This window comes from Flagellimonas allohymeniacidonis, from assembly GCF_004296335.1.
Lineage (GTDB): Bacteria > Bacteroidota > Bacteroidia > Flavobacteriales > Flavobacteriaceae > Flagellimonas > Flagellimonas allohymeniacidonis.
This window is the reverse complement of record NZ_SGIU01000002.1, coordinates 490,698-504,475: the sequence shown is the minus strand read 5'-3', so window position 1 is coordinate 504,475 and position 13,778 is coordinate 490,698. Positions and strand designations below refer to the sequence as shown.

The window sequence follows — 13,778 nt, the reverse complement described above, 5'->3', positions numbered from 1 at the left end:
AAACTTACTTAGAATTTAAACTCCATGGTCAAAACTGAGTGGAAAAGCGTATCGTCCAGACCACTTTCATCTAAAAAAGCCCCAGGGAAAATAACATTGGCCTCCAATTCTAGATTTATGAAGCTATTCACCTCGAAAGCTACTATGGAACCCAACTGATGGCCAATAAATCGTTCTTCGTTGATTGAGGGATATTGCAAATTCAAAGGAGGGCCGTAAACACCATCGTCTGTTGATAATCGCCAAAAGGCCACATAATCGAATTCAAACGTGAATCGTCTCATGGAGGTGTCGAAATATGGATGAATGTCAAATAAGTTTGAAGGCCCGATTCGGGCAACCCTTCCGAAATAAGCACCACGGGGATAGAGTCCGTCAAAGGTGTTCAAAGTACTATCCGTATCACTCGTGTCACCGCTGATAGCCTCTGTTTTAAGTCCGATAGAACTATTTTCTCCTAAAAAAGAAACCGGGTGTTCAATACTGAAAGACACGGTCCAAGCTCTAATATCCTGGTCACCAAAACTTCCAGTTTGAAATACAAATTCGTTGTTGTATTTCAGCTTGTTCCAGTTCTCGAAATGTCGCAAACCCAAACTGAGACGATGGTCATCTGCTGTTCCAGAATCCCAAGTTTTGGCTTCTTCTTCCTTATAAATGGCATATATATCCGTGCTGGAATTTGCATTCCAATGCTGTGTCCAGTATATGGCACCAACTGACTCTTGAAAATCAAGGGCTTTATTGTCAAATACTCCTGGGGCCACACGAACCGGCACAGCATAAAATGCTGTAACTTCTGTATTAGCGTTTTTATATTGCAATTGCGCCAGATCAAATGATAAGCGAACATTGGGTCCTTCGCGAATATCAACTAAACGTCCACTGCCCAAGCGCATGTTTTGCCTTCCCACCAGCATATTCCAATTTCGGTTCAAGTGATATCTGGCAAAAAGTTGATTAAAGCTGAGTTTGTCTCGATCTACGGGCGCCAGGTTGGTCTTACTATCGATCAAACTTGAATTAAGTTCAGCGAACAGCTCAAATTTGCCTGCAAGCTTTAGGTGGGAATGAAACTGAAAGCGGTTTAGGAACCAAATATCATCTTGGTCTACTTCCGATGAAAACTCCTCATTAATGAAAGCTTCCGGTTGAAAGCGATAGCTCCCCCCAAAACTTAAACTCGAATTTGTGCCAATTGGAATCCATTTGACATGTTCATAAAGAGTTTTGGCCTCTTTTTCTTTCAAAATGGAAACCCCATCCTGTTGTCGTAGCATTCCAAAGCGTAACTTACTTTCCTGTCCTTGTGTCGCGAAAGAAATCAACAGAAGGAGAAGTGTTAGGTTTCCCTTTTTCATTTTTTGACCTCCAACTTAAAAACGTCAAACATCCCATAGCCCTCTGCCCTTAAGGCACTCGGCGTCCTTGGTATCTAGGATTGCTTGGTGAACTGAAGGGCAATGCTAAGTCTAATGGTGTCCGATACCACTACGTTACCAGCCTCGGTTACTGCGCTCCAGAAAAGACCAAAATCCTTGCGGTTAATCGTGCCTGTTATTTCAAAACCTGCCTTGGTTTGTCCATAAGGGTCAATGGCTACTCCATTGAAATCAACATCCAATTCAATGGCTTTGGTGACATCCCGTATAGTCAAATCGCCGATCATTGTGTCACCATCAAATGAGATGGACTTAAATGTCATTTGGGGATAAGCCTCGGCATTAAAGAAATCGTCTGATTTCAAGTGATTATCCCTATCTGTATTTTTTGTGCGGATACTTTCGACACTGGCTACAAAATCAAAATCTGCGTTCTTAAAATCATCTGTTCCTGTTACAACCGATGCATTGAAATTCTCAAAGTGCCCGGTTACCGTTGATATCATCATATGTTTTACCTTGAACCCAATTTCTGAGTGGGCGGTATCTAAATTCCATTTTGTTTGTATTGCTGTTTCCATTTCTACTTTGTTTTACTATTTATTTTCTTTGATATCCTCCAAAATATTTTACTGGGGACCAGTCTGGAATTACTTTGGGCAATTCCGGACTCATGTCGGCAAATTCTTCAGCACCATAAACGACTTTGCCATCAACCACTGTCAATACCGAACTCAAATCATTGATTTGTTTCTCAGGTATAGTGAAATAGTCATCGGAAAGAAGGGCGAAATCGGCGTACATGCCATCTTCTAAAGTCCCTTTTACAGTTTCCTCATTGGAAACCCAAGCACTACCCTTGGTGTATAAGTGTAAAGCTTCTTCACGGGTCAATAGATTCGCCTCTTCGGCCAATTGAAAATCTCCTACTGTTTTACCGGTAATCAACCAATACAAAGCCGGCCAAGGATTATAGCTTGCTACACGTGTTCCATCTGTGCCAGCACCAACGGGCAAGCCCATTTCCATCATCTTCTTGACTGGGGGAGCCTGTTTGGCTTTTTCGGCGCCATAGCGCTCTACAAAATATTCTCCAGCATACGCCATACGAGCCTGAATGGCAATACCACCGTTCATGGCTTTGATGCGTTCCAAATCCTTTACTTGAACCGTTTCGGCATGGTCAAACAACCATCTTTTTGATGCCAATTTGCCGTTGGTTTCTTCATTAACCTCTTCAAATACATCCAACATTAAAGAAATGGTTTCGCCATATGTAGCATGTATTCTAAATGGCCAACCATTGTCTACATGCAAGCGGACTATACGTTTCAAGTCAGTACGCCATGTTGGTCGATCTCTATCCAACATTGGTTGGGGTGCCAAAAAGTTCTCATAGTCACCAGCACTCCAGGCTAAAAATTCACCTCCACCTTCTAATTCATAACCATGCTCTAGGTGTATTTCACCATTGTGACCAACTTTATTGGTTTCCATCCATCGTGTGAATTCCTGATATTCTGCACCTTTGTTTTGTGGGAATAGGAAATAGGATAATCGTATTGGCATCTCACCTGCATCGGCCAATCTTCTGGTTCCGATATAATCCTTTGGAAATACATGACCTCCACCGCCTGCATCAATTCCACTGGTAATACCAAGGGTGTTTAACTCTCTGTAGAAATGTTTGGTTCCATTTGCCATTTCTCGCCCATTCAATGGAGGTAGGCTCCCTATACGAGCGTATAGGATTGTTGGGTTGGGATCTGCAATTAATACTCCTGTGAGTTTCCCATCGGGGCCTTTCTGAAATTCTGAATCCTTGGGAGCTTTAGTATTTTCATCAATGCCCAAGGCATCAAGCCCCGCTTGATTTAAATAACCTTGGCTGTAAAGGAAAAGTACATAAGTTGGAACATCCCCGGTGGCCTCATTCAATTCTTCCATGGTAAACAAGCGCTTTTCCTCAAATTGAAATGGGCTCCAGCTACCAATCACCCGCACCCATTGGCCTTCCGGAGTCCTAGCTGCTTGCTCTTTTAGCATTTCTAGGGCACGTTTCAAGGTTTTTACCCCATCCCAGCGTACCTCTGCATTAAAGAATCTTCCTCCTCGGGTCAGGTGTAAGTGCGAATCATTAAGTCCGGGAATCAAGGTTCTTCCTTTCGCATCAATTACTTGGGTACTATCGCCAACAAGGGTATTTATTTTTGTAGAGGTGCCTGTCGCCATTACCTTACCGTTTTTTACGGCGATGGCTTCCGTAATCGTTCTATTGCTGTCCATTACCGCAACCTTGGCGTTGATGACAACTAAATCTGCGGGATTTTCTAGCTGCCTGTTTTTGTTGTTACAGGCAAGAAAAATGACAGCCAATAAGAATATTGAAACTATTTTTTTCATTTTTCAGTCGGTATTGGAAGTGATCCGCATGTTTGCGGATCACCCCGTTTTCCACTTAGTTTTACTTATTCGCTTCTGCTTCTTTGGCCCATTTTTGCATCGTTTTGATGTAGTCAATACCAAGACCATAGGCTCCTCCATATCTTTTGGCAAGCTCATTCACTTCAACGTATTGGTCGGAGCGTGCCCAATCTCTGTAAACTTCCAACATATATTGCATTGAGGTCATCGGTATCACCCCAGCTTGAATCATTCTTGCCATGGCCATGTCATGAGCTTCTTGTGAAACAGCTCCCGAGGCATCAGAGATAACATATACTTCGTAACCATCTTCAAGAGCGGACAGTGCTGCAAGATTGATACATACTTCTGTCCAAAGGCCAGCCATTACCAGTTTTTTCTTCCCAGTAGCCTCTACCGCTTTTACAAAATTCTTGTCCTCCCAGGAGTTCATGGTAGTTCTATCGATATATGTTGACTCATCGGGATAGTATTCCCTAATCTCAGGGAAAATTGGTCCTGAAAACTGTTTTTCAGCAACAGTTGTAATGATCGTAGGCACTTCAAAAAGTTTTGAGGCACCGGCAATTAGTCCGGCGTTGTTGCGCAATTCTTCAATAGGCTGAGATTCTACTGCAAAGGCCATTTGGCCTTCATGGTCGATTAGAAGCAACGCGTGGTTAGCCGGATTTAAAACTTGTTTCGCTGCGTTTGCAGGATCATTCACTGGATTTGGGGCATATTGCGTCCATTGTCCAAAGGTTAAGGCACTGATAAATAGTGCTAGCATTGTCAAATTAAAAGTTCTCATTTTAGATATAATTAGTGTCAAATTAGACGGTTTATACTTGTTTTAGTTTTTGGCTTACGCGATATTCATGGGTACCTCCATCAACAATAGCTCGGTATCTGAATCGGCAGTGATGTCCAGGTTTTCAATGTCCCAAAGACCAAAACCATCCCGTTTTTCAAGTTGCTGACCGTTTATGGTTACATTTCCATCAATTACGAAGGCATAGACCCCATTGTTTTTGGCATCATTTAATTTGTAGTACAAGGATTTCCCTTGTTCCAAAGAAGTCATATTGAACCAGGCATTTTGGTGAATCCATATTCCGGCATCGTCTTTATTTGGGGAAAGAATTTGCTGGAGTGTATTTTTCCGATCATCCAAATCCAAAGTAATTTGGTCATAGCGAGGTGTCACTCCTTGTTTGTTGGGCATGACCCAAATCTGAAGGAATTTTACTTCTTTGTCCTTATTGGCGTTGTACTCGCTATGCATGATTCCTGTTCCTGCACTCATAACTTGAACATCACCTTGCTTGATTATCGCTGAAGTTCCCATACTGTCCTTGTGTTCCAAATCGCCTTCCAATGGAATGGATATGATTTCCATATTGTTGTGGGGGTGGGTTCCAAAACCCATTCCTGCAGAAACGACATCGTCGTTTAGCACCCGAAGTACTCCGAAATTCATTCTGTCAGGGTTATAGTAATTCGCAAAACTGAAAGAGTGGTGCGAGTTCAACCAACCATGATTTGCTTTTCCTCGAGTGTCTGCTTTATGTAATACTGTAGTTGCTGTTTTTGTTTCCATAGTTCTTATATGATTAAATCCTATTTGTTTGACATTTGTTTTTTGACCCGAAGAAGAATTCGAAGCTGCTTTGAGATAGTTGCCCACTCCAAACGCGGCTAGAATTCCTCCCCATGACATGTTCTGAATAAACTCTTTTCGTTTCAACTTTCTAGTTTTTGATGTCTTTCCATAGACCAAACCTGTGCCAAAACGAAAACACCAGTGTTTTCAATGTTCTTCACGGGTTAGCTCAAAATCGATTTGTAATTTTTTGTAGAAAATTCTATTATTTGAGAAATATTGACATATTTTTAGGACGTAAGATTTCCAAAATGAACAACTTGATTCCCTTCGAAGGTGTTAGCCAAAAACTAATTGAAGATTTCCCCTATGAAGTCATCTGGTTTGATGAAACCGGACAAATTGTATATGCTAATGAATTGTTTTTCAAAAGATTGGGGTATTCAAAAAAAGATATTTCCAACCTCAGCATTTTTGAATTGAATCCGACCGTCACGATAGAAGAGTGGCGAGAGCATTGGCACAGCGTAGAGAAACAGGGCACTATTAATTTTAAGGACACCCATAAACGCAAGGATGGAAAACTGTATGAAGTGGAAGTTTATGCACAGTTTTTCTCAAATAATGGAAAAAGTTTCATTTCGGCATTGGTTAATGAGATCACAGAGTCGAGTTTCTACCGTAACTTGTTGGGTCACACGGAACGTTTGACCAACGTAGGTGGATGGAAATTGAATCTTCAAGATGGTTCACTAATTGTAACAGAAGAGGCACTTAAGCTTTTTGATACAGAAGATAGGGATGATTTATTACCAGGGAATATTGTCCATAGATTCAAGGATTCCAAGCAATATCAGGAGCTACTCAAAGGGGTCATGCGTAAAGCCAAGGCCTTTGACGAGATCCTTGAAACCAATGACCAGCCCACACGCTATATCCGCAGCGCTGGACAGGCCATTTTAAAAGGTGATAAGATCTTCAAGATTATAGGGGCCTATCAAGACGTTACCGACCAACAGGAAAGACAAAATGCACTACGCCTGTACAAACAGATTTTGGATAATGCTGAAGATTTGGTCTATGTCTACAATCGAGAGGGTGAGCTACTTCATTATAGTAATTCGGTGGCAAGAGTTTTAGGTTTTGACAAAGAGGAACTGGATGATTTTAACATTTTTCATTTAGATCAAAACATTACCAAGGAATGGTGGAATGAACATATGGATGAAATAGCAGAAAAAAAAGTATTGCGCTTTGAATGGATGATAAGCAGGAAGGATGGAACCAAGTTTCAGGCGGATATTACAGCAAACCATATCCGTTTTGAAGGCCAAGATCTTAATTGTGCCATAATTCGCGACATAACCGAAAGAAAAAAGCGTGAGTCGGAGCTTTTCAATGCGTTTGAGGAGATTAAATCCTTGAAGCAACTACTGGAACAAGAGAACGAATACCTTCAAACGGAAATCAAGCGAAATATCAATTTTGACAATATCATTTGTAAAAGTGATAGTTATGCTAAAGTACTAGAGGAAGTTGAAAAAGTAGCCAAGACTGATACCACGGTACTGATTACCGGAGAGTCGGGAACAGGTAAGGAGCTTTTGGCCAATAGTATTCACGAGAACAGCCAGCGCAACAAGCGACCTTTAATCAAAGTCAACATGGCGACTTTACCCAATGAGCTTATCGAAAGTGAGCTCTTTGGTCATAAAAAGGGGGCATTTACGGGTGCCACAGCCGATAAAGTTGGAAAGTTTACACTAGCAGATGAGGGAACCATCTTTCTTGACGAGATAGGAGAGATGCCACTTGAATTGCAGCCCAAATTGTTAAGGGTATTACAGGAAGGGGAGTTCGATGCCTTGGGCAGCAACAAAACGACCCAGGTAGATGTGCGAATTATTGCGGCCACGAACCGAAATTTGGAGGAGATGATAAAAGATGGCAAGTTCCGTGAAGACTTGTTTTACCGCTTGAATGTTTTCCCCATTTATAATATACCCCTTCGTGACCGTAAGGAAGATATTCCGTTATTGGCCCAATACTTTTTGGAAAAATATGCATCCAAGGCAGGGAAGGCCTTCAGAAAGCTTTCCAAAAAGACGATTGATAAATTGATGGATTATCCATTTCCTGGAAATATTCGAGAGCTTGAGAATCTTATTGAGAGGGCTGTTATTTTGGAAGAGGGAACAACACTGTTTCCCGGTAGTTGGCTACCCAATTCAAATGGAGATGTTAAAACGGATGACGGTCTTAAAACATTCGAAGAAATCCAAAAAGATCATATTATCAAAGTGTTGAAACATACCAAGGGACGAGTAAGTGGGCCGAATGGAGCAGCAACGATTTTGGCTATGAAAGACAAGACTTTGTTTGCAAAGATGAAGCGTTTGGGAATAGAACGACAGGTGAACTTCAAATAAGTATGCGCAAGAGCACTTTTTAAAAAGGCAAATTCCCCAAATCCACATTTCCTCCTGAAATAATAATACCCACCTTTTTATTTCTGAAAAGCTCTTTTTCTTTCTGGACGGCGGCAAAGGCCACTGCACATGAAGGCTCACATACAATTTTCAAACGTTCCCAAAGTAATCGCATGGCGGCGATTATTTCATCTTCTGTAACGCGAATGATTTGTTCAACATGTTTTTGAATTATAGGAAAGTTTTTGTCACCAAGTTGAGTCTTTAGCCCATCAGCGATAGTGTTTGTGGTGATGTTCGTTTCGATTTTCCCACTTTGTAGAGATCGATAGGCATCGTCCACCTCAAAAGGTTCCCCACCTATGACCTTGCAGTCTTTTCCAAAAAAGAAGGCAGACAATGCGGTCCCTGCAATGAGCCCTCCACCGCCTACTGGAGCAATGACATAGTCCAAATCAGGATAGGCTTCCAGTAGTTCTTTACAGGCTGTGCCTTGCCCCAAAATAACATCCAAGTCATTGGAGGGATGCAGAAAAGTTGCCCCCTTTTCATCCACAATTTTTTTTGCAGCTTTTTCCCGGGCTTCAAGTGTCGGCTCGCACTCAATGACCTTTCCGCCATATCCTTTGACTGCTTCTTTTTTTACTCGGGGCGCATTGGAGGGCATCACAATATAGGCGGGTACGCCCAAACTTTTGGCCGCAAGGGATACGGCCTGGGCGAAATTCCCTGAGGAATGGGTCACTACCCCTTTCCGACGGGCTTCGTCAGAAAGTTGCATGATGGCATTCACTCCACCACGCATTTTAAAAGCTCCCATTTTTTGAAAGTTCTCACACTTAAAAAATAATTGGGCCCCAGTCATCTCATCCAACAATTGGGAGGTGAGAACAGGAGTGTTATGGATAAATGGCTTTATGCGCTCATGGCATGCGATCAATTGTTCTTTGTCCATTAAGTCTTTTTAGGGAGTAGGAAATAATTTTAACCCTTAAATATAGCAACGACAAACCAAAATTTCACCCAACAGATTGGGATTGGGTAAGTTTAATATATATCGGAAAGGCTTAATTGGAAAGGACCTGCTCCTGCTGGACTGATTTTGCTATACCATCCATGCCCAATTCTGGGATGACCAATAGAGGTATCTGGGTATGGAAGGCAGTTCTTTTTACAATGGGTTCCCGGGTCATTTTTTCCATGTAACTATGTTGATAATTCAACAAGGCCAACAAATGAATATCCAATTCCTCAGAGAAAATTTCCAAAGTTTGTGAAACGGAATTGAGCTCTGAAACCGTGTGCACATAATGCTCCGTTCCGTCCAAATATCTTCTAAGCATATTGAGATTGAACTGCTGAAGTTCCGACAGTGCCTTGATTTTATATTGTACATGTACAACTCGAATGGTAGCATTGAACATTTGGGCCAAGTCTACCAAAGGTTGCAACTCGGAAGTCGTATAAAACCGATTAAAATCCGTTGCAAAAGCAATTTCTGAAGGCGTAACATAATCGAAATGCTGGGGAATGGCCAAAACGGGACACTTTTTGGTGTTTTTTATAATTCGCACCGTATTGCTTCCCATAAAAACCTCATCGATACCTGAGGCGCCTTTTGTTCCGGTAACAATTAATTGAATCCCAAATTCCTTTACAATATCCTTCACCTCATCGGTCAAAAGATTAAATGAGGAAATAGTCTCAAATTGATGGTTGGAATTATCAAAGGTCGACTTGATGCGCTTTACGGTTTTCTGGAGTCCTTTTTCTGATGCGTCTCGAACAGCGTCAACTATTTTTACCCCATCCACCATTTTTGCCATGAACCGGCTACTGGGAATAACAGGGGTATAGGTGTTCAACAAATAGAACGTACATTTATTGTTCGAAAACAGCTGCATGGCGTATTGGATTGCGTTCCACGCATTGTCTGAAAAGTCTGTTGGGATAAGTATTCTTTGCATGCCAGTAGAATAAGGATGATATAAAATTACTTGGGTGACCAGCGGAATTCTATGATAATTATCACCTTTTAAAAATCAAAAGCCGTCGACCAAATCTTTGAGCTTTCTTTCGTTTTTGATGCCCAACTTTTTCCCAGAAGCATGAATGAGTCCCTGTTTCTTAAAGTCCGAAATAATACGGATGGCAGATTCTGTGGCCGTGCCGACCACATTTGAAATGTCTTCTCGAGAAAGGGTAAGGGCCAAAAAGCCATCCTCGTCCTCCCCAAAATTGTTTTTGAGATAAAGAAAGGCCTCGGCAATCCGTTGCTTGACCGTTTTTTGTGATATGTTCACAATAACATCATCCGCTTCCCTTAGATCATGGGCCATGTGGCGTAATACCTCCAAGGTAAAATCGGGATTTGTTTGTAGGGTATTGGTAATACTTTCCTTTGGAATAAAACAAACCTCCATGTCATTTACTGCAATAGCGGATAGATTGGCGGTTTCTTCAGAAATCACCGATCGCTGACCAATAACTTCGCCCTTTGCAGCCAGTTTAACAATTTGGTCTTTACCATTGGCACTTAATTTGGACAGCTTCGAAACACCACTTCTCACACAATAAACGCCATTGAGCTTTTCACCCTCTTCAAACAAGGGCTCTCCTTTTTTAAGCTTTTTTGTGGTTTTGGAATCGGATACTTTTTTGAGTTCCTCCTTGCTCATGGCACGTAGGGAGTTGAACTGCCTGATGATACAATTTTCGCATCTACTCTCCATAATGGACTGGTTTACCTGATGGACACAAAAATATCCTCATCCTTTAGAAGAATAACTGATAAATATCATGTTTTAGAACGATTTTCCATTTCACTTTTGTGGAAGGTAAAGCAAAGGTGTATGACAAATACTACGTGTTATCATTGTGGGGATTCCTGTGATGGCCATCCTGTTCATTTTGATGAAAAGGATTTTTGTTGCCATGGCTGTAAAACCGTTTATGAAATTTTTACCACAAACGACCTGTCGTACTTTTATGAACTGGAGGCTAAGGCGGGAAGTACGCCCAACATGACCAAAAAGCAGTATGACTTTTTGGAGAATGAAGAAATTGTAGGACAATTGCTTGATTTTGATGAGGATGAAATTCAAGTTGTCACCTTAAGTATTCCTACCATACATTGTAGTTCCTGTATTTGGCTTTTGGAAAATTTGGGAAAGCTTCACAGCTCCATAGTCAATTCACAGGTAGATTTTCCCCAAAAGAAAATTCAGGTTACCTATAAAACCGAAGATTTTTCCCTAAAGACCTTGGCATTATTGCTAAGTAGTATTGGCTATGAGCCCAACATTTCATTGGAAGACGAAAAGGGCAAAAAGTCAAGAATCGACCGTTCCTTATTATATAAAATAGGAGTTGCAGGCTTCGCATTTGGCAATGTGATGCTTTTATCGTTCCCTGAATACTTTGAGGTTGAAGAATTTTGGCTCGATCAATACAAGCATACGTTTCGGTGGTTGATGTTCGCGTTTTCCCTCCCGGTCGTTTTTTATGCATCCAGAGATTACTTCCAATCCGCGATGGGTGGAATTCGTTCCAAGCAACTAAACATTGATGTTCCCATAGCATTGGGAATTTTGACGCTGTTTCTGCGAAGTTCGGTCGATATTATTTTTGATTTGGGTTCTGGTTTTTTTGATAGCCTTACCGGTCTTGTTTTCTTTTTGTTGCTGGGGAAATTTTTTCAGCAAAAAACCTACGCTTTCCTTTCCTTCGAACGGGATTATAAATCGTATTTCCCCATCGGTGTCACCCGATTGGATGCTTCTGGGAGGGAAGAAAACATCCACGTTAATAAGATTCAAGTAGGGGACAGACTTCTGGTACGTGCCCATGAAATCATTCCAGTGGACTGTGTTTTGATGAAGGGGCAGGCCGAAATAGATTATAGCTTTGTCACCGGTGAATCCAAAGCAGTTTTGAAGCCCGAGGGCGAGCGTTTGTATGCTGGGGGACGACAACTTTCAGGAGTTTTGGAAGTAGAGGTACTCAAGTCGGTGTCACAAAGCTACCTCACCCAGCTTTGGAGCAATACCGTCTTTACAAAAGATAAAGCAAGTGCATTCCAAACCTTAACGGATAGTATTGGAAAGCGTTTTACCGTCGCTGTTTTGACCATTGCCGTATTGGCCACCACCTATTGGTTGATTTTTCAACCTGCATTGGCGATGAATGTCTTTACTGCGGTGTTGATCATTGCATGTCCTTGTGCCATTGCTCTGGCCGCTCCCTTTACCTTGGGCAATATGCTTCGCATTTTTGGAAAGCATAAGTTCTACCTAAAAAATGTAAATGCTATCGAGCGCTTGGCCAAAGTTGATACGGCCATTTTTGATAAAACAGGAACCATAACCACAACGCAGCAGGATACCATTCTATATGAAGGGGTAGCACTCACCGAGTCGGAGAAAAGCATTTTGAAGACCACTTTGAGGGCTTCAAACCATCCTTTGAGCAGGTCTTTGTATACCATTCTCAAATCCAATGATATTGTTACTCTGGATGAGTTCATGGAGCTGGAAGGTAAGGGATTGGAGGCAAAATCCTCAGATCATAGCATTAAAATTGGTTCCGCCACCTACGTAGGACAACCCCATCAAGACAAGGCTTCAAGTACTTCGGTATATGTGAGTACGGACGAAACCTTTAAAGGTAGGTTTGTATTTAAGAATCAATACAGACCTGGAGTGGATAAGCTTTTTAAGTCTTTGGCAGAACATCTTCGATTAGGTATTCTTTCCGGGGATAACGATGGGGAGCAACAGCGCCTTCAAAACATGCTCCCTGCTACTACAGCATTGCGTTTCAATCAAAAACCACAGGATAAACTGGAGTTTATAAAGAGTTTGCAAGAGTCTAACCAAGTATTGATGGTCGGTGACGGATTAAATGATGCTGGGGCCCTAGCCCAAAGTGATGTGGGAATTGCCGTTTCTGAAAACATCAATGTGTTTTCACCAGCCAGCGATGGAATTCTCGACGCATCGGCATTGACCAAGTTGCCGGCCTTTATTGGACTATCGAGAAAATCCATTCAAGTAATCAAAATAAGCTTTCTGCTTTCCCTATGCTACAATGTTATAGGATTGTATTTCGCGGTGACCGGTCAATTGGAACCTGTAATTGCAGCAATTCTTATGCCGCTGAGCTCCATCAGCATTGTTGTTTTTACCACTTTGTGGACCAACATTTTGGGAAGGCAATTGCAAAATAAAACATGAATTTTTTTGAAAACCTCAACCATAGTAATGAAAAACCTCACAAAACCAAACCTGTTGGCCCTTAGTATCGGGCTCGTTTATTTGTGGTTTGGAACCTTAAAGTTTTTCCCGAGTCTCAGCCCTGCTGAGAATCTGGCGAAAAACACCTTGCATGAGTTGTCATTTGGATTGTTCTCTGATACATTTTCCATTATATCACTGGCCATCTTGGAAGTGGGAATTGGGATTTTCTTAATCCTGAATCTGTATAGGAAGGTAGTAGTGGGTGCGGCATTGTTTCATATGGTTTTCACTTTTGCCCCTTTGATATTGTTCCCATCGGAATCATTCAAGGAGCTTCCTTTTGTACCAACCCTTTTAGGACAGTATATCGGCAAGAATTTTGTCATCGTGGCAGCTTTGATAACGCTATCTAAAAAGGAAAAGATTTAAATGAAAATGAATTTGAAAAAGCTGACAATAGTCATTTTTTTGACCACAGCCTCAATGTAGTTTTACGCAAAATTCAGGTAGGTATGAGTGTGATTTATGTGTTGCTTGCCATAAGCATAACGGTCGCCGTTATTTTTTTCATCGCTTTTGTTTTTTCAGTTAGGTCTGGACAATACGATGATGCCTATACGCCCTCGGTACGGATGCTCTTTGATGATGAAGTACTTACCGAGCCTGACCATGAAATTTCAGAAGAAAAACAAATCATAAAAACTAACGATACTAATCAGTAAAT

The 13,778-nt window shown here is 41.5% G+C and carries 12 protein-coding genes; 4 read left to right on the top strand and 8 right to left on the bottom strand.

Annotation, left to right across the window (positions count from 1 at the left end; all coding sequences use genetic code 11):
- Window positions 1–8: 8 nt before the first annotated feature.
- The 5 genes from EW142_RS10600 to EW142_RS10580 all read right to left on the bottom strand — a co-directional run bounded on the left by EW142_RS10600 (window position 9) and on the right by EW142_RS10580 (window position 5,385).
- Window positions 9–1,361, bottom strand: coding sequence for an alginate export family protein (locus EW142_RS10600; protein ID WP_130613666.1), 1,353 nt, complete (start codon window positions 1,359–1,361; stop codon window positions 9–11).
- A gap of 74 nt (window positions 1,362–1,435) precedes the next feature.
- Window positions 1,436–1,963, bottom strand: a complete 528-nt coding sequence (locus EW142_RS10595; protein ID WP_205783252.1) for a YceI family protein — start codon at window positions 1,961–1,963, stop codon at window positions 1,436–1,438.
- A 19-nt stretch (window positions 1,964–1,982) separates the two neighbouring features.
- On the bottom strand, window positions 1,983–3,785 hold the full coding sequence (locus EW142_RS10590; RefSeq protein ID WP_130613664.1) for an amidohydrolase: 1,803 nt from the start codon (window positions 3,783–3,785) through the stop codon (window positions 1,983–1,985).
- Between the two features lie 61 nt (window positions 3,786–3,846).
- Window positions 3,847–4,596, bottom strand: coding sequence for a hydrolase (locus tag EW142_RS10585; RefSeq protein ID WP_240740198.1), 750 nt, complete (start codon window positions 4,594–4,596; stop codon window positions 3,847–3,849).
- 54 nt (window positions 4,597–4,650) lie between these two features.
- A complete protein-coding gene (locus tag EW142_RS10580) occupies window positions 4,651–5,385 on the bottom strand; it encodes a pirin family protein (RefSeq protein ID WP_205783298.1) in 735 nt (244 codons plus the stop codon).
- Window positions 5,386–5,699: 314 nt separating this feature from the next.
- Between EW142_RS10580 and EW142_RS10575 the strand changes: the two genes are divergently transcribed.
- A complete protein-coding gene (locus tag EW142_RS10575; protein ID WP_165395258.1) occupies window positions 5,700–7,817 on the top strand; it encodes a sigma 54-interacting transcriptional regulator in 2,118 nt (705 codons plus the stop codon).
- Between the two features lie 19 nt (window positions 7,818–7,836).
- On the opposite strand, the gene EW142_RS10570 is transcribed toward EW142_RS10575, so the two are convergent.
- The 3 genes from EW142_RS10570 to EW142_RS10560 form a co-directional block, all read right to left on the bottom strand.
- A complete protein-coding gene (locus EW142_RS10570; RefSeq protein ID WP_130613660.1) occupies window positions 7,837–8,772 on the bottom strand; it encodes a threonine ammonia-lyase in 936 nt (311 codons plus the stop codon).
- A 112-nt stretch (window positions 8,773–8,884) separates the two neighbouring features.
- A complete protein-coding gene (locus EW142_RS10565) occupies window positions 8,885–9,784 on the bottom strand; it encodes a universal stress protein (RefSeq protein WP_130613658.1) in 900 nt (299 codons plus the stop codon).
- 75 nt (window positions 9,785–9,859) lie between these two features.
- Window positions 9,860–10,549, bottom strand: a complete 690-nt coding sequence (locus EW142_RS10560; RefSeq protein WP_130613657.1) for a Crp/Fnr family transcriptional regulator — start codon at window positions 10,547–10,549, stop codon at window positions 9,860–9,862.
- A 120-nt stretch (window positions 10,550–10,669) separates the two neighbouring features.
- Between EW142_RS10560 and EW142_RS10555 the strand changes: the two genes are divergently transcribed.
- The 3 genes from EW142_RS10555 (at window position 10,670) to ccoS (ending at window position 13,776) form a co-directional block, all read left to right on the top strand.
- The gene (locus EW142_RS10555; protein WP_130613655.1) at window positions 10,670–13,051 is read left to right on the top strand and encodes a heavy metal translocating P-type ATPase; all 2,382 of its coding nucleotides are present in this window, start codon (window positions 10,670–10,672) and stop codon (window positions 13,049–13,051) included.
- A 27-nt stretch (window positions 13,052–13,078) separates the two neighbouring features.
- Entirely contained in the window at window positions 13,079–13,483 is a 405-nt protein-coding gene (locus tag EW142_RS10550) for a doxx family protein (RefSeq protein ID WP_130613653.1), read from the top strand.
- Window positions 13,484–13,566: 83 nt separating this feature from the next.
- Window positions 13,567–13,776, top strand: a complete 210-nt coding sequence (ccoS, locus tag EW142_RS10545) for a cbb3-type cytochrome oxidase assembly protein CcoS (protein WP_130613651.1) — start codon at window positions 13,567–13,569, stop codon at window positions 13,774–13,776.
- The last annotated feature ends 2 nt before the right edge of the window (window positions 13,777–13,778 follow it).